15 protein-coding genes and 1 tRNA gene are annotated in these 13,966 nt (G+C 73.2%); 8 read left to right on the forward strand and 8 right to left on the reverse strand.

The annotated features are described in order from the left end of the window. Positions 1-165: 165 nt before the first annotated feature. The 5 genes from AB0C78_RS23860 (at position 166) to AB0C78_RS23880 (ending at position 5,028) form a co-directional block, all read left to right on the forward strand. Positions 166-1,122, forward strand: coding sequence for an iron chelate uptake ABC transporter family permease subunit (locus AB0C78_RS23860; protein WP_360751423.1), 957 nt, complete (start codon positions 166-168; stop codon positions 1,120-1,122). Beyond that, positions 1,119-2,171, forward strand: a complete 1,053-nt coding sequence (locus AB0C78_RS23865; protein ID WP_360751425.1) for an iron chelate uptake ABC transporter family permease subunit — start codon at positions 1,119-1,121, stop codon at positions 2,169-2,171. The genes AB0C78_RS23860 and AB0C78_RS23865 overlap by 4 nt, the downstream gene beginning before the upstream one ends. Further along, positions 2,172-2,987, forward strand: a complete 816-nt coding sequence (locus AB0C78_RS23870) for an ABC transporter ATP-binding protein (RefSeq protein ID WP_360751428.1) — start codon at positions 2,172-2,174, stop codon at positions 2,985-2,987. A 98-nt stretch (positions 2,988-3,085) separates the two neighbouring features. Next, on the forward strand, positions 3,086-4,555 hold the full coding sequence (locus tag AB0C78_RS23875; protein ID WP_360751430.1) for an MFS transporter: 1,470 nt from the start codon (positions 3,086-3,088) through the stop codon (positions 4,553-4,555). Next, positions 4,552-5,028 carry a MarR family transcriptional regulator gene (locus tag AB0C78_RS23880; protein ID WP_151541132.1) on the forward strand — a complete coding sequence of 159 codons (477 nt, stop codon included), beginning with the start codon at positions 4,552-4,554 and terminating at the stop codon, positions 5,026-5,028. Before AB0C78_RS23875 ends, AB0C78_RS23880 begins: the two co-directional genes overlap by 4 nt. 7 nt (positions 5,029-5,035) lie before the next feature. Here the strand turns inward: AB0C78_RS23880 and AB0C78_RS23885 are convergent, their stop codons facing one another. The 5 genes from AB0C78_RS23885 to AB0C78_RS23905 form a co-directional block, all read right to left on the reverse strand. Next, positions 5,036-5,638, reverse strand: a complete 603-nt coding sequence (locus tag AB0C78_RS23885) for a hypothetical protein (RefSeq protein WP_360751433.1) — start codon at positions 5,636-5,638, stop codon at positions 5,036-5,038. A gap of 178 nt (positions 5,639-5,816) precedes the next feature. Beyond that, the gene (locus tag AB0C78_RS23890) at positions 5,817-7,217 is read right to left on the reverse strand and encodes a wax ester/triacylglycerol synthase family O-acyltransferase (protein WP_360751435.1); all 1,401 of its coding nucleotides are present in this window, start codon (positions 7,215-7,217) and stop codon (positions 5,817-5,819) included. Between the two features lie 221 nt (positions 7,218-7,438). Further along, positions 7,439-8,959: an MFS transporter gene (locus AB0C78_RS23895; protein WP_360751438.1), complete on the reverse strand. Its 1,521-nt coding sequence runs from the start codon at positions 8,957-8,959 to the stop codon at positions 7,439-7,441. Further along, positions 8,956-9,639, reverse strand: a complete 684-nt coding sequence (locus tag AB0C78_RS23900) for an LppX_LprAFG lipoprotein (protein ID WP_360751441.1) — start codon at positions 9,637-9,639, stop codon at positions 8,956-8,958. The genes AB0C78_RS23895 and AB0C78_RS23900 overlap by 4 nt, the downstream gene beginning before the upstream one ends. A 98-nt stretch (positions 9,640-9,737) precedes the next feature. Continuing rightward, positions 9,738-10,886, reverse strand: coding sequence for an epoxide hydrolase family protein (locus tag AB0C78_RS23905; protein WP_360751443.1), 1,149 nt, complete (start codon positions 10,884-10,886; stop codon positions 9,738-9,740). A 142-nt stretch (positions 10,887-11,028) separates the two neighbouring features. Here AB0C78_RS23905 and AB0C78_RS23910 point away from each other — a divergent pair, with 142 nt between their 5' ends. Next, complete coding sequence (locus AB0C78_RS23910) at positions 11,029-11,589, forward strand: TetR/AcrR family transcriptional regulator (protein WP_360751446.1); 561 nt, start codon at positions 11,029-11,031, stop codon at positions 11,587-11,589. Positions 11,590-11,845: 256 nt separating this feature from the next. Here the strand turns inward: AB0C78_RS23910 and AB0C78_RS23915 are convergent. Further along, positions 11,846-11,919: transfer RNA gene (locus AB0C78_RS23915), tRNA-Ile, on the reverse strand. Between the two features lie 103 nt (positions 11,920-12,022). After that, the gene (locus AB0C78_RS23920) at positions 12,023-12,796 is read right to left on the reverse strand and encodes an enoyl-CoA hydratase-related protein (RefSeq protein WP_360751448.1); all 774 of its coding nucleotides are present in this window, start codon (positions 12,794-12,796) and stop codon (positions 12,023-12,025) included. A gap of 62 nt (positions 12,797-12,858) precedes the next feature. Here AB0C78_RS23920 and AB0C78_RS23925 point away from each other — a divergent pair, with 62 nt between their 5' ends. Together AB0C78_RS23925 and AB0C78_RS23930 are read left to right on the forward strand one after the other, a co-directional pair. Continuing rightward, positions 12,859-13,251 (forward strand): hypothetical protein, encoded by a 393-nt coding sequence (locus AB0C78_RS23925; protein ID WP_151541140.1) that lies wholly within the window; start codon positions 12,859-12,861, stop codon positions 13,249-13,251. 14 nt (positions 13,252-13,265) lie between these two features. Then, entirely contained in the window at positions 13,266-13,562 is a 297-nt protein-coding gene (locus tag AB0C78_RS23930) for an MTH1187 family thiamine-binding protein (protein WP_151541141.1), read from the forward strand. 7 nt (positions 13,563-13,569) lie between these two features. Here AB0C78_RS23930 and AB0C78_RS23935 read toward each other — a convergent pair whose 3' ends face one another. After that, positions 13,570-13,947 (reverse strand): STAS domain-containing protein, encoded by a 378-nt coding sequence (locus AB0C78_RS23935; protein ID WP_151541142.1) that lies wholly within the window; start codon positions 13,945-13,947, stop codon positions 13,570-13,572. Between the last annotated feature and the right edge of the window lie 19 nt (positions 13,948-13,966).

Consider the following 13,966-nt stretch of genomic DNA (forward strand, 5'->3'; position numbering starts at 1 on the left):
GTCCAGTGGCAGGGGGCGGGCCGCCGCCCCCGTCCGTCCCCCCGGAGCCAGCCCGTGCCGTTGACCAGAACCGCGCAGCCGACGGCCCCAGCGCGCGCGCCCGCCGCCCCTGCGCCGGCACCGGCGCGGCGCCATTCCGCCCGCGCGTTAGGCCTCGTCGCGGCGGTGCTCCTCCTGCTGGCCGTCCTCGTGCTGAGCCTCGCCGTCGGCGCGAAACCGCTGTCGATCGGGCAGGCGTGGGACGGCCTCCTGCACCGCGGCTCGGGCTCCTACACCGTCGTCCACCAGATGCGCCTGCCGCGCACCCTGCTCGGGCTGCTCGCCGGCATCGCGCTCGGCCTGGCGGGCGCGGTGATGCAGGCGCTCACCCGCAACCCGCTCGCCGACCCCGGCCTGCTCGGCATCAACGCGGGCGCGTCCGCCGCCGTCGTGTCCGCGATCTCCTTCCTCGGCGTCGTCTCGTTCGCCGGGTTCGTGTGGTTCGCGTTCGCGGGCGCCGGGGCGGTCGCCGTCCTGCTGTACGCGGTCGGCGGCGGGCGCGGCGCGACGCCCGCGCGGCTCGCGCTCGCCGGGTCCGCGCTCAACGCCGCGCTGTACTCCTACGTCAACGCCGTCCAGCTGCTCGACACCGCGTCCCTCGACCGGATGCGGTTCTGGACGGTCGGGTCGCTCGCCGCCGCGCAGACGTCCACGGTCGAGAAGGTCGCGCCGTTCGTCGCGGCCGGGCTCGTGCTCGCGCTGCTGCTCGCCCGCCCGCTGAACGCCATGGCGATGGGCGAGGACGCGGCGCGCGCGCTCGGCGCCCGCCCCGGCCGCGCCAAGATCCTCGCGATCGTCGCCGTCACGCTGCTGTGCGGCGCCGCGACCGCGGCCTGCGGGCCGATCATCTTCGTCGGGCTGATGGTGCCGCACCTCGTCCGCGCGCTGACCGGTCCCGACCTGCGGTGGCTGCTGCCGTACTGCGCGGTCCTCGCGCCCGCGCTGATGCTCGCCGCGGACGTGCTCGGACGCGTCATCGTGCGGCCGTCCGAGCTCCAGGTCGGGATCGTGATGGTGGTCGCCGGCGGGCCGGTGTTCCTCTACTTCGTCCGGCGCCCGCGCAGCAAGGCGGTCGCGGCATGAGGCCCGCAGGAGTGAAGGGCGCCGTCATCAGGACGCCGAACGGGCTGTCGCTGCGGTTCCGCCCGCGCGCGCTCGCCGTCGCGGTCCTCTGTCTGGCCGTCGCGCTGGGCGTCGGCGTGCTGCTGATCGGCAGCGGCGACTTCCCGATGAGCCCCGCCGACGTCGTCCGGACGCTGCTCGGGAACGGGACGCCCGCCGACTCGCTGATCGTCAACGAGATCCGGCTGCCCCGCGCCGTGGCCGCGCTCGCGGTCGGCGCCGCGCTCGGGCTGGCCGGCGCGATCTTCCAGTCGCTGACCCGCAACCCGCTCGGCAGCCCGGACGTGCTCGGCTTCACGCAGGGCGCGGCGACCGGCGTGCTCGGCGTGATCGTGCTGGCCGGCGGCGGCAGCGCGGCGGTCGCGGCGGGCGCCGCCGGCGGCGGGCTGCTCACCGGCGCCCTCGTGTACGCGGTGGCCGGCCGGCACGGCGCGCACGGGCAGCGGCTGATCCTCGTCGGCATCGGCGTCGCCGCGATCCTCACCGGCGTGAACGGCTACCTGCTCACCCAGGCGAAGATCACCGACGCGGCGCGCGCCGTGCTGTGGCTGACCGGCAGCCTGGACGGCCGCGACTGGGCCGACGCGGCGCCCGTCCTCGTCGCGCTCGCCGTCCTCGGCCCGCTCGTCGTGGCCGGCTGCGGGCGGGCGCTGCGGATGCTGGAGATGGGCGACGACGCGGCGCACGGCCTCGGCGTCCCGATCGAGCGGGCCCGGCTGATCATGCTGGCCGCGGCCGTGCTGCTCACCTCGCTCGCCGCGGCGGCGGCCGGTCCGGTGTCGTTCGTGGCGCTGACCGCGCCGCAGCTCGCCCGCCGGCTGACCCGCACGCCCGGCCCCAACCTGCTGCCGTCCATGTGCATGGGCGCGGCGCTGCTGGCGGCCGCCGACTGGGCCGCGCAGCGCGCGTTCACCGGCCACCAGCTCCCGGTCGGCGTGGTGACCGGGCTGCTCGGCGGCGGATACCTGGTCTGGCTCCTCGTGACCCAACGCAAGACGGGACGGATCTGAATGAAGGACGCGAACGCGCGGCTCAGCGGCACGGGCCTCACCCTGGCCTACGACAAGCGCACGATCACCCGGGACCTCGACGTCACGGTGCCGGACGGCTCGTTCACCGTGATCGTCGGGCCGAACGCGTGCGGCAAGTCGACCCTGCTGCGGGCGCTCGCGCGGATCCTCAAGCCCGCGTCCGGCACCGTCGTGCTGGACGGCGAGCCGATCGCGGCCTGGCCCGCCAAGAAGCTCGCCCGCACCCTCGGGCTGCTGCCGCAGTCGTCGATCGCGCCGGAGGGGATCACGGTCGCCGACCTGGTGTCGCGCGGCCGGTACCCGCACCAAGGGCTGCTGCGGCAGTGGTCGCGCGAGGACGAGCGGGTCGTCGCCGAGTCGATGGAGGCCACCGGTGTCGGCGCGCTCGCGGACCGTCCGGTGGACGAGCTGTCCGGCGGGCAGCGGCAGCGGGTGTGGATCGCGATGGCGCTCGCGCAGCAGACGCCGCTGCTGCTGCTGGACGAGCCGACCACCTACCTCGACATCGCGCACCAGATCGAGGTGCTGGACCTGTGCGCGCGGCTGCACGAGGAGGGCCGCACCGTCGTCGCCGTCCTGCACGACCTGAACCACGCCGCGCGGTACGCCACCCACATGATCGCGATGCGGGACGGCGCGATCGTGGCGGAGGGCGAGCCGGAGACCGTGGTGACGGCGGAGCTGGTCGAGGAGGTGTTCCGGCTGCCGTGCCGGGTGATCGACTGCCCGGAGACGGGGACCCCGCTCGTCGTCCCGGCCGCCCGCGCCGTCCGCACCGCCCGCGCGGCGGGGTGACGGGACCGCGCGGCGGGGTGACGGAGGGCACAGGTCGCTCGGCGCCGGAATAGTTGTACGCTTACAACGGTTATAGGCGTACAACGATTGGAGTCCGCTTGACCGACCTCACCCCCCGCCGGCGGATGCTGGTGCTGGCCATCTGCTGCATGAGCCTGCTCATCGTCAGCCTGGACAACACCATCCTGAACGTGGCGCTGCCCACCCTGCGGCGCGAGTTCCACAGCTCCGTGTCCGGCCTGCAATGGACCATCGACGCCTACCTCATCGTCCTCGCCTCGCTGCTCATCCTGGCCGGCTCCACCGCCGACCGGATCGGCCGCCGCCGCGTCTTCCAGAGCGGGCTCGCGCTGTTCGTGCTCGGCTCGGTGCTGTGCAGCCTCGCCCCGTCCCTCGGCTGGCTCGTCGCCGCCCGGGTCGTGCAGGCCGTCGGCGGCTCGATGCTCAACCCGGTCGCCATGTCGATCATCACCAACGTGTTCACCGAGCCCCGCGAGCGCGCCCGCGCCATCGGCGTGTGGGGCGCCGTCGTCGGGCTCAGCATGGCGATGGGACCGCTCGTCGGCGGCGTCCTCGTCGACTCGGTCGGCTGGCGGTCGATCTTCTGGCTGAACGTGCCGATCGGCCTCGCCGCGCTCGCGCTGACCGCGCGGTACGTGCCGGAGTCCCGGGCCGAGCGGCCGCGCCGCGCCGACCCGGCCGGCCAGGCCTTCATGATCGTCCTGCTCGGCACCCTGACCTACGCGATCATCGAGGGGCCCGGGCGCGGCTGGGGAGACCCCGCCGTCCTCGGCGCCGCCGCCCTCGCCGCGCTCAGCCTCGCCGGGTTCGTCCGGCACGCGCTGCGCGCCCCCGAACCGCTGATCGACCTGCGCTTCTTCCGCAGCGTCCCGTTCACCGGCGCGACCGTGATCGCGGTGTCGATGTTCGCCGCGTTCGGCGGCTTCATGTTCCTGAACGCCCTGTACCTCCAGGACGTGCGGGGCATGTCGGCGCTGCACGCCGGCCTGTACCTGCTGCCGATGGCCGCGATGAGCGCCGTGTTCGCGCCGCTGTCCGGACGACTCGTCGGCACCCGCGGCCCCCGTCCCTCGCTCGTCGCCGCGGGCGCCGCGACCCTCGCCAGCGCCGTGCTCGTCGCCGCGTTCGACGCCGAGACCCGCGACGTCACGCTGTTCACCGCCTACGTGCTGTTCGGCATCGGGTTCGGCATGGTCAACTCGCCGATCACCAACACCGCGGTGTCCGGGATGCCGCGCGCGCAGGCCGGCGTCGCCGCCGCGGTCGCCTCCACCAGCCGGCAGGTCGGCAACGCGCTCGGCGTCGCGGTGATCGGCGCGGTCCTCGCCGCCGGCACGTCCGGCGCGCGCTCCGGCGGCTCCGGCTTCGTGGACGCCGCCCGCCCGGCATACTGGGTGCTGGCCGGCTGCGCCGCCGTCGTGCTGGTGCTCGGCGTCCTCACCACCGGGCGCCGCGCGGCCCGCAGCGCGGAGCGGACGGCCGCGCTGTTCGAGACCGCCGAGCCGGCCCCCGGCGGACGCCATGTGACGGGAGCGAGCACCCGATGAACCAGTCCGGCCCCGCGTCCGGCGGATCGTCCGCCCCCGCGGCGGGCGACCGGCCGGACGACCCGGCCGTCCGCGCCTGGCGCAACCTCGGCATCCTGATGCACGAGCGCAGCGACCGGCGCGCCGAGGTCACCGAGGCGCTCGGCATGAGCTTCTTCCGGGTCAAGGCGCTGCGCCGGCTGGCCGCCGCGCCCGAGCCGCTCACCCTGCGCGGCCTCGCCGACCGGCTCGTCTCCGACCGCCCCTACGTCACCCTCGTGGTCGACGACCTGGTCGAGCGCGGGCTGGTCGAGCGCACCGAGAACCCGGCCGACCGGCGCTCCAAGCTCGTGACGGTCACCGACGCCGGGCGCGCCGTCGCCGCCGAGGCCGAGCGGATCCTCAGCACCCCGCCGGCCGCCCTCTACGAGCTCCCACCCGAGGACCTGGCCGTCCTCGACCGGGTCGCCGCCCGCCTGGTCGCGGACGAGTAGCCGGCCGTCACCGCTGGCCGGCCGCGTCCATCCGGGCCCAGTCGGCCTCCCACATCTCGTCGCGGCGGCGGTCGCAGCGGCGCCGGACCAGGACGTAGGCCAGCAGGATCGGCATCGACACGCCGAGGACCGCGGCGGTCGAGGCGTAGGCCGCGTCGGTGACCGTGCGGCTGTGCGGGCGCGGCCGGACCGTCGGGTCGCCCTTCGCGTCGATCCAGATCGTCCGGTGCGCGCCGACCTTCGCGTTCTTCCAGGCGGGCAGCGTGCCCGTGCGGGTCGTGCCGCCGGTGCCGGGCCATCTGGCCTGCACGGTCTCGTGGATGTAGCGGTCGCCGGACGAGCCGATGCCGCCCGTCGAGGTGACGGTCGCGACGACCTCGTGCCGCTGCGCGCGCTCGGCGCGTTCGGCGTTGCTCCCGGCGTGGTACGACCACGTCCCCGCCCAGAACGCCAGCGGCGGCGCCACCACGAGCATCAGCAGGAGCAGCCCGAACCCGATCAGCCGCTGGACGCGGTCGATGTGCCGGCGCAGCTCGTTGTGCTCCAGGCCGCATCTCCGGCGCAGCCTGACGAGCGACCCGCCGGCACGTCCGACGCCGGACCCGCGCATCTGCGTCACCTCCCCGGGGCGTGCCCACCCGGCAGGGGGTCCTGGACCCTCTTTTCCCAGGATATTCCCGAGTTCCAAGATCGGCACATGACCGGTGACCGAATCCTTTCCCAGCCAGGGCCCGGTATGTCGATGCGGTGGCCGGATCCGGCCACCGCATCGGCGGATCCCGGCGCCCTCAGGTGGTCCGCGGCGCCGCGGGACGGACGCCGTCCGCCGCCCGCACCAGCTCGTCCAGCCCGCCCTGCACGCCCTTCGCCAGGACGTCCAGATCCGGCATCGCGTCGAAGTCGCCGGTGATCCCGAAATGCAGCGTCCCGCAGTAGGACACGATCGCGGTCGCGACCCGGATGCCGCCGGTCAGCGGCACGTACGGGTGCATCTCCAGGACGCGGCGCCCCATCACGTACAGCGGGAAGTCGGGGCCCGGCACGTTCGTCGTCACCGTCTGCACGATGTCCTGCCGCAGCCGCACCGGGATCCGCGCGGCCAGCGACAGCAGCGCCGGCGCGACCGCCGTGTCGGTGAGCCGGGTGATCGCCTGCGTCCCCGCGGCCTGGTTGCTGCGCTTGACGTCGTCGGTCTGCTCCCGGACGCGGCGCAGCCGCTCGAGCGGGTCGTCCACGCCGACCGGCAGGTTCACGAACACGGCCGCGACCCGGTTGTTCAGCTCGCCGCGCTCGTCCGCGGCGCGGTGCGACACCGGCACCGCCGTCCGCACGATGGTGTCGTCCTCCAGCCGCCCCCGCGCGTTCAGCAGGTCGCGGTACCCGGCCGACACCGCGGTCAGCACGATGTCGTTGACCGTCCCGCCGAGGGCCTTGCGGGCCGCCTTCACCTCGTCCAGCGGCACCCGCTGCCAGCACCAGCGCCGGTGCGGGCCGATCGGCCCGTTCAGGCCGCCCGCCGACGGGCTGGCGAACCGGGCGGTCGCGCGGGTCAGGCCGGACGCGAACTCGCGCAGCCGGTTCGCCTCCCGGACCGCGCCCGCGCTGCGCGCCACGTCGGTGAGCTGGCGCAGCGGGCGGAAGACGGTGCGGCGCGCGGCGTCCGCCAGCAGCGCCAGGTCGGACGGCTCGGCCTCCGGCTCCCACGGCTCGCCCTCGCGGGGCTGCTCGAACTCGGGGGACAGGTCGAACATGACCGTCGCCAGGTCCATGCCGGCGATGCCGTCGACCATGCAGTGGTGCACCTTGGCGATCAGCGCCCAGCGCCCGTCGGCCAGGCCCTCGACCAGCCAGATCTCCCACAGCGGCTTCGCCGGGTCGAGGCGCTGCGCGAGCACCCGCCCGGACAGGTTGCGGAGCTGCTCGTCGTTGCCCGGTGCCGGGAGGGCGGTGTGCCGGACGTGGTACAGGATGTTGAAATGCGGATCGTCCACCCAGACGGGCCGGCCGAGGTGCAGCGGGACGCCCCGCACGCGCTGCCGGTACCGGGGGACGAGGGGCAGCTTCGCGGCGATCGTCCTGACCACGTCGCCGTACGAGGGCGCGGGCCCCTCGAAGACGACCACCGAGGCGACGTGCAGGGGCGTGTTCTCGTCCTCCAGGAGGTAGAAGCTGGCGTCCAGTCCGCTCATCCGATGCACGGGCTCACCGTCTTTCTGCCGCGGTTCCGCGGGGTCGGGGGGAAAGCGCCACCGGCCGGGCCGCCGGGGCGCGGGCGGCGGAGCAAGTCACGCTAACCAGATGCCGCGCGAGCCACGGGATGAACGCGCCCGGTGTGAGCGATGTGGCATCCGAGCCTGGCCGCATCCGGCCATTTCTTTTCCGACCCTTGCTTCCTCGACGAACCGCGAGGTCAGCGGGCGGCCATGGTCTCCGCCGGCTCCGGCGCCGGCTCCGCGCCGTCCCGCCGCGCCCCCGCCACCAGCGCCAGCACGGCGCCCAGCACGCACATCCCCGCCGTGATCCAGAAGATCTCCCGGTACTCGGCCCGCAGCGCGTCCCGCACCGCCGCCTTGTACACGGTCATCTCCTTCGCGAACTCCGCCTTCGACATCAGGAACGGCAGCGGCGGCTGCAGGTGCGCCGTCAGCACGTGGAACCGGTGGAAGCCCCACGCCGACAGCGCCGAGATCCCGATCAGCATCCCCATCATCCGCGCGACCACCACGGCCGCCGACGCCACCCCGTGCCGGGCCGGCGGCACGAACGCCAGCACCGCCGACGACACCGGCGCGATCACCAGGCCCAGCCCGAGCCCCGTCACGACCAGGTCGGCGTCCATCCGCGGCAGCGGCCCGTACGACGCGTGCGCCAGGTCCGCCGGCCATCCCGCGATCAGCACGTAGCCGGCCGCGGACACCAGCATCCCCGCCGCCATCGGCCACCGCTCGCCCACCCGCCGCGCCACGAACCCGCCCGCGACCGCCGCGACCGGCAGCGCCACCAGGAACCGCGTCAGCAGCAGCGCGCCCTCGGTCTCGTCCTTGTTCAGGACGGTCTGCGCGACCAGCACCACGTCCACCAGCGTCACCATCAGCGCGGCCCCCGACAGGAAGCTCACGCCCAGCGTCGCCAGCAGCGGCCCGCGCCGCACACCGCCGAGGTCCAGCAGCCGCGTCCGGGCCTTGACCTCCCACACCACGAACACCAGGAGCACCACCGCGCCCGCGGCCATCACCGGCAGCCCCCACGACGGCAGCGCCGACCTCTCCGGATCCGGGTTGTAGACCCCCACGACCAGCAGCGCCAGCCCCGCCGCGAGGAGCAGCCCGCCCACCACGTCCACGCCCGCACGCGGCCCCGCCGGCCGCCCGCCCGGCACCGTGAACTGCACCGCCGCGATCGCGAGCACCGCCAGCGGCACGTTGATCCAGAAGATCGCGCGCCACTCCAGCGCCGCCGCGATCCCCGCCCCGTACAGCGGCCCGAGCACGCTCCCCAGCTCCTGCGCCGCGCCCACCGCGCCCAGCACCACCGGACGCCGCCGCTCGTCCCACAGGTCCCCGGCCAGCGCCATCGTCACCGGCAGCAGCGCACCGCCCGCGATCCCCTGGACGACCCGTCCCGCCGTCAGCACCGGCACGGTCCCCGCCAGCGCCGTCACCACCGACCCGGCCGCGAAGAACACCAGGCACGCCTGCAGCACCGGGCGCCGCCCGAACCGGTCCGACAGCTGCCCGAGCAGCGGCATCGCCGCCACGTACCCGAGCAGGAACCCGGTCAGCACCGGCGTGATCCGCTCCAGCCGGTTCACCGGGACGTTCAGGTCCTTCACCACCGGCATCAGGATCGTCGTCACGACATAGGCGTCCAGCGCGGCCAACAGAACCACCGCGCCGCCGGCCCCGATCGCGATCCCGCGCCGCGCGGTCACTTCGGCGCGCTGATCGTGTAGGGGGCGTCGAAGTCGGTGAACGTGATCACCACGGCGCCCGCGTCCTTCGGGAACGCGCCCCGCACCTTCAGCAGCCGCCCGTCGGCCTTGCTCACCCACACCTGTCCGGCGAGGTCGTCGTTGATCCCCGGGATCAGCCCGCCGACCTGGTCCTGCGGCAGCGTCGCCCCGACCCGGTAGGCCTCCTTGCCGTTCACCTTCTCCACGGCCTCGGCCTTCGGCGCCTTCAGCGAGGTCAGCAGCTTCGGGATGCCGCGGTTCGGGTCGAGGACCGCCGACGGGTCGTACACCGCGGACGCCATCGACTTCGGCAGCTTCCGCCAGCCGCCCGTCCCCGCGTCCAGGTAGAACGTGTCGCCCTTCGCGACGACCTTCGCCTCGACGTTCTGGCCCGACTGCTCCAGGGTCAGCGTGCCCTGCGCGTCGCCGTCGCGCAGCAGCTTCATGTCGCCGCCCTTGACCATGATCGGCGTCTTGCCGTCCGACGTCACCGTGAACGCGACGCTCTTCAGGGCCGCCATGGCGGTGGCCGACCGCTGCAGCGCCTGCGCCCCGTCGAAGTCCGCCTTCGGCGCCGGCTTGCCGGATCCGCCGCCTCCGCAGGCACCGGCCAGCAGCACGAGCGACAGGGGGACGAGACCGAGGATTCGTCTGGACATACGCGGACCCTACCGACCGGTCACCTCACCCGTCACTCGGTACCAGGTCTGACCTTCCCTCGTCCTCCAGAGGGACCCCCGGGCGCCGCGTGCAGGCGTCAGGAACGAAGGGTGCGCAGGCCGGTGCGGATTTCGTCGACCAGGATCCCGGGCTGTTCCAAAGCCGCGAAGTGCCCGCCCCTGTCGGCCTCGCCGTAGTGGATCAGATCGCTGTAGGCGTCTTCGATCCAGGTTCGGGGCAGGCGGGGGATGTCCTTCGGGAAGACGGTCACCGCGACCGGAAGCGACAGCTTCGGGCCGGCGAAAGTGCTCGATCTGTTCTCCCAGTAGATGCGGCCGGACGACGCCGCGCTGTTGGTGAACCAGTACAGGGATATCGCGTCGAGCATGTCGTCCATGCTGAGGGCGTCCTCGGCGAGCCCCTGGTTGTCGGTCTTGGACTGGAACTTCTCGTAGATCCAGGCCGCCTGACCGGCGGGGGAGTCCGCCAGCGCGAATCCGACGGTCTCCGGCTTCGTGCCCTGAAGGTGGTTCGATCCGCCGAGAGCGCCGGTGTAGAGGGCGAGGGTCTCCACGGCGTATTGCTGTTCGGGCGACAAGGTGTCGGGTATCTGTGCCGGAAAGGCGTACTGGGTGTTCAGGTGAATTCCGAGGAGCCCCTCAGGTCGCATGGCCCCGAGGGCGGTGGTGACGACGGCACCCCAATCGCCCCCTTGCGCGGCCCATCTCGTGTAGCCGAGACGCTTCATCAGCTCCACCCACGCGTTAGCGATGCGCGATACGGTCCATCCGGTCTCCCTGGGCTTCTGGGAGAACCCGAACCCGGGGAGCGACGGGACGACGACGTCGAAGGAATCGGCGGCGTCTCCTCCGAACGAGACCGGATCGGTCAGCGGGCCGATCAGCTTCAGGAACTCGACGATCGAGCCCGGCCATCCGTGCGTGAGCACCAGCGGCATCGCGTCGGGATTCTTGGACCTGACGTGGATGAAGTGGATGTCCAGCCCATCGATCTCGGTCAGGAACTGGGGGAAGCGGTTGAGCGCGGACTCCAGGCGCCGCCAGTCGTAGCCGTGCTCCCAGTGGTCGACCAGGGATCTGGCGTTCTCCAGGCGGACTCCCTGCGACCAGTCGTCCACCGTTTCCGGATCGGGCCATCGAGTCCGGGCCAGCCGCCGCTTCACGTCGTCGATCTCCGAATCGGGGATCGACATGGTGAACGGGCGGACGGGCGTCGGTGCGGTCATCGCGTTCTTCTCCTGAGCTCGAAGCACGGCGCAACTCTCATTGCACACCAGTGTGCATTGCACATCGATGTGCAGCCTACGCCGTTGCTCACCGGTGTGCAACAATGCCGTCGTGCCCACCGCGTCCTCCCGTGTGCGCTCGATGAACGAGACACGCGATCGCATCCTCGACGTCGCCCTCGATGTGCTGGGAGGGAACCCCGACGCCGGCATGGGCGACATCGCCTCCGCCGCCGGCGTCGTCCGCCGCACGGTCTATGGCCACTTCCCCTCGCGCCTGGACCTGGTGCGGACACTCACGGAACGGGCCGTCGCCGAGATGGCGGCCGTGCTCACCGAGGTCAACGCCTCCGGCGCGGAAGCGGACTCGGCGTGGGTCGAGTTCATCGCCCGCCTCTGGCCGGTGGCGCACCGGTACCGGGTGCTGCTGGCGCTGCGCCGCGGCGAGTACGGGGAGGCGATCCACGGCCTGCTCGGGCCCCTCGATGAGCTCCTCGCCGACCTTGTGGAACGGGGCCAGGGCAGCGGCGTGTTCGCACGGCACCTGCCGCCGGGCGTCCTGAGCCAGGTCGCCTATGGCGCCGTGTTCGCCATCGCGGACAGCGACCTGCCGAACGGCGCCCGGGCGGCGACGATCACGAGCCTGCTGATGCTGGGAGTCCCCGAGCCCCGCGCCATCGCCCTCCTGGACGACCAGCCCTGACCCGCAGCACCTTCCGGACGTGCATCCACGCGCCGGGGAAGTCGGCCGAGGACCACACCCCGCGCGCGCCTTCAGGACCACCAAGCTGCCGGGGGCGGCTGGGGGCCGTACCCCGCGCGCAGGTTCAGGTGAGCGCGAACCGGTACCGGGAGGGGGCGTGGGGGCGGAGCCCCCACATCGGGGGTCTGGGGGTCGCCCCCCAGAAAGACACCACGAGCGGGGGAAGGCGGCCGAAGGCCGACGAACAGCGCGACCGTAGGGCGGGCGGGACTCGAACCCGCGACCGGGAGATTATGAGTCTCCTGCTCTGACCAGCTGAGCTACCACCCCGGAGGCGGCGCCCCTTCGGTGACGCTGCGGTCGGGGGCGTGCCGGGTGTCATCTTAGCGGCGGGGTGTCGGCGGGGGCCAGCGAGAAGCGGCCGGGGCGGTGGTCAGGCGGGCCAGGTGGGGCGGCGCTTGTCGAGGAAGGCGTGCATGCCCTCTTGGGCTTCGGGGGTCTGGCTGGAGGCGGCCATGACTTCGACGGCGTAGGTGTAGGCGTCGGTTTCGGGGCGGTCGAGCTGGGCGTACATGGCCTGTTTGCCGAGGGCTTTGCTGCGGGGGCTGCCTTGGGTGGCGCGCTGGAGGAGGGCGAGGGTGGCCTTGTCGAGGTCGTCGTCGGGGACGGCGTAGTTGATGAGGCCCCAGTCGGCGGCGGTGGCGGCGTCGATGGTGTCGCCGGTGAGGGCCATTTCGGCGGCGCGTTTGCGGCCGATGTTGCGGGAGATGGCGACGAGGGGGGTGTGGCAGAACCAGCCGCCCTTGCCGCCGGGGGCGGCGAACGCGGCGCTTTCGGCGGCGACGGCGAGGTCGCAGGACGCGACGAGCTGGCAGCCGGCGGCGGTGGCGAGGCCGTGCACGCGGGCGATGACGACCTGCGGGACGGACTGGATGGTCTGCATGAGGTCGGTGCAGACGCGCAGGAGGTCGCGGACGTCGGCGTGGGACGCGCCGGCCATGTCGGCGAAGTCGTGCCCGGCGGAGAAGACGGGGCCGTTGGCGGCGAGGATCACGCCGCGCGCGTCGGTGGCGGCGATCTCGGTGAACGCGTCGGTGAGCTGCAGGAGGAAGGTGCGGGACAGAGCGTTGCGGCGGCGCGGGCGGTTCATGGTCACGGTGGTGTAGGGGCCGTCGCGGTCGATGAGGACATCGGTGGTTTCGCTCATGCTTCTGACGTTACGTCAGACCCTCGTCGTACGGTGGGCTCGTCCACGGACGCCGAGGGGGTATGGCCTTGAAGCTGCTCACTGCCACCAACTCCAGCCAGGGTTTGCGCGACAACGACTTCGACTGGTGCGTCGAGGGGGAACTGGTGCACATCGGCGTGGTGTGCGCCCGTGACCGGGACGACCCGGACGGCGGCTGCGGGTGCGGCCGTTCGTTCGCGGGGCTGAACTCGCACCGTGCGACGACGACGGCGATGGTGCGGGAGGTGCCGGGGTTCACCGATGAGGACTATGTGGAGGCGATCCGCTCGAGCCTGGAGCAGCAGGGGTGCGATCCGTCGTTCGCGGAGCACGACGCGGCGCTGCTGCGCTGCCTGGTGCGCGACTGGCCGGTGGGGGTGATCGTGGAGCGGCGGCTGAATGAGATCGTGGTCAGGCAGGTCGTGCAGCCCTGACCAGGAGGTGCGTTGTGCTCGTTGCGTTCTCGGTGACCCCGCTCGGTGCGGGGGAGGACGTCGGTGAACTGGTGGCGGAGGCGGTGCGGGTGGTGCGGGCGAGCGGCCTGCCGAACCGCACGGACGCGATGTTCACGACGGTGGAGGGGGAGTGGGACGAGGTGATGGCGGTGGTGAAGGCCGCGACGGACGCGGTGGCGGCGCGGGCGCCGCGGGTGAGCCTGGTGGTGAAGGCGGATCTGCGGCCGGGGGTGACGGGCGCGCTGGACGCGAAGGTGGAGTCCGTGGAGCGCTACCTGTCCGGGGGCTGAGCGGGGTCTAGGCCAGCCAGTCGGAGATCTCGTCGTCGGTGCGGGGGACGGCGCACCAGAGGGCTTCGTCCATGGAGGCGCAGAGGGGGACGCGCTGGTCGAGGCCGAGGACGTGGAACATGCGGCGGGCGAAGGGGCGGGCGCCGACGACGGCGAGGCCGGCGCCGTTGTCCTCGCATCGGCGGGCGCAGTGCGAGACGGCGCGCATGCCTTCGGCGTCGAAGAAGGAGACGCCGGCGATGTCGAGGACGATGGGGCGGGCGGCGAAGTCGAGGAGCCGGGTCCGGACGGCGGGGGCGGACGCGCGGTCCATCTCGCCGGTGAGCAGGACGGTGGTGTGCCGTTCGTGCTCGATGACGACCATGGCGACGGCGGTGTCCTTCATGGTGCCCCCAGTGGTTCGG

The sequence above is a fragment of the Actinomadura sp. NPDC048394 genome, assembly GCF_040651755.1.
In the GTDB taxonomy this organism is placed as follows: domain Bacteria; phylum Actinomycetota; class Actinomycetes; order Streptosporangiales; family Streptosporangiaceae; genus Spirillospora; species Spirillospora montaniterrae.

What these genes read in the sequence shown, in the direction of transcription:
- AB0C78_RS23865 (WP_360751425.1), top strand. Translation starts at nt 1,119, where the DNA reads ATGAGGCCCGCAGGAGTGAAGGGCGCCGTCATCAGGACGCCGAACGGG.
- AB0C78_RS23870 (WP_360751428.1), top strand. Translation starts at nt 2,172, where the DNA reads ATGAAGGACGCGAACGCGCGGCTCAGCGGCACGGGCCTCACCCTGGCC.
- AB0C78_RS23880 (WP_151541132.1), top strand. Translation starts at nt 4,552, where the DNA reads ATGAACCAGTCCGGCCCCGCGTCCGGCGGATCGTCCGCCCCCGCGGCG.
- AB0C78_RS23885 (WP_360751433.1), bottom strand. Translation starts at nt 5,638, where the DNA reads ATGCGCGGGTCCGGCGTCGGACGTGCCGGCGGGTCGCTCGTCAGGCTG.
- AB0C78_RS23890 (WP_360751435.1), bottom strand. Translation starts at nt 7,217, where the DNA reads ATGAGCGGACTGGACGCCAGCTTCTACCTCCTGGAGGACGAGAACACG.
- AB0C78_RS23900 (WP_360751441.1), bottom strand. Translation starts at nt 9,639, where the DNA reads ATGTCCAGACGAATCCTCGGTCTCGTCCCCCTGTCGCTCGTGCTGCTG.
- AB0C78_RS23905 (WP_360751443.1), bottom strand. Translation starts at nt 10,886, where the DNA reads ATGACCGCACCGACGCCCGTCCGCCCGTTCACCATGTCGATCCCCGAT.
- AB0C78_RS23910 (WP_360751446.1), top strand. Translation starts at nt 11,029, where the DNA reads ATGAACGAGACACGCGATCGCATCCTCGACGTCGCCCTCGATGTGCTG.
- AB0C78_RS23920 (WP_360751448.1), bottom strand. Translation starts at nt 12,796, where the DNA reads ATGAGCGAAACCACCGATGTCCTCATCGACCGCGACGGCCCCTACACC.
- AB0C78_RS23925 (WP_151541140.1), top strand. Translation starts at nt 12,859, where the DNA reads ATGGCCTTGAAGCTGCTCACTGCCACCAACTCCAGCCAGGGTTTGCGC.
- AB0C78_RS23935 (WP_151541142.1), bottom strand. Translation starts at nt 13,947, where the DNA reads ATGAAGGACACCGCCGTCGCCATGGTCGTCATCGAGCACGAACGGCAC.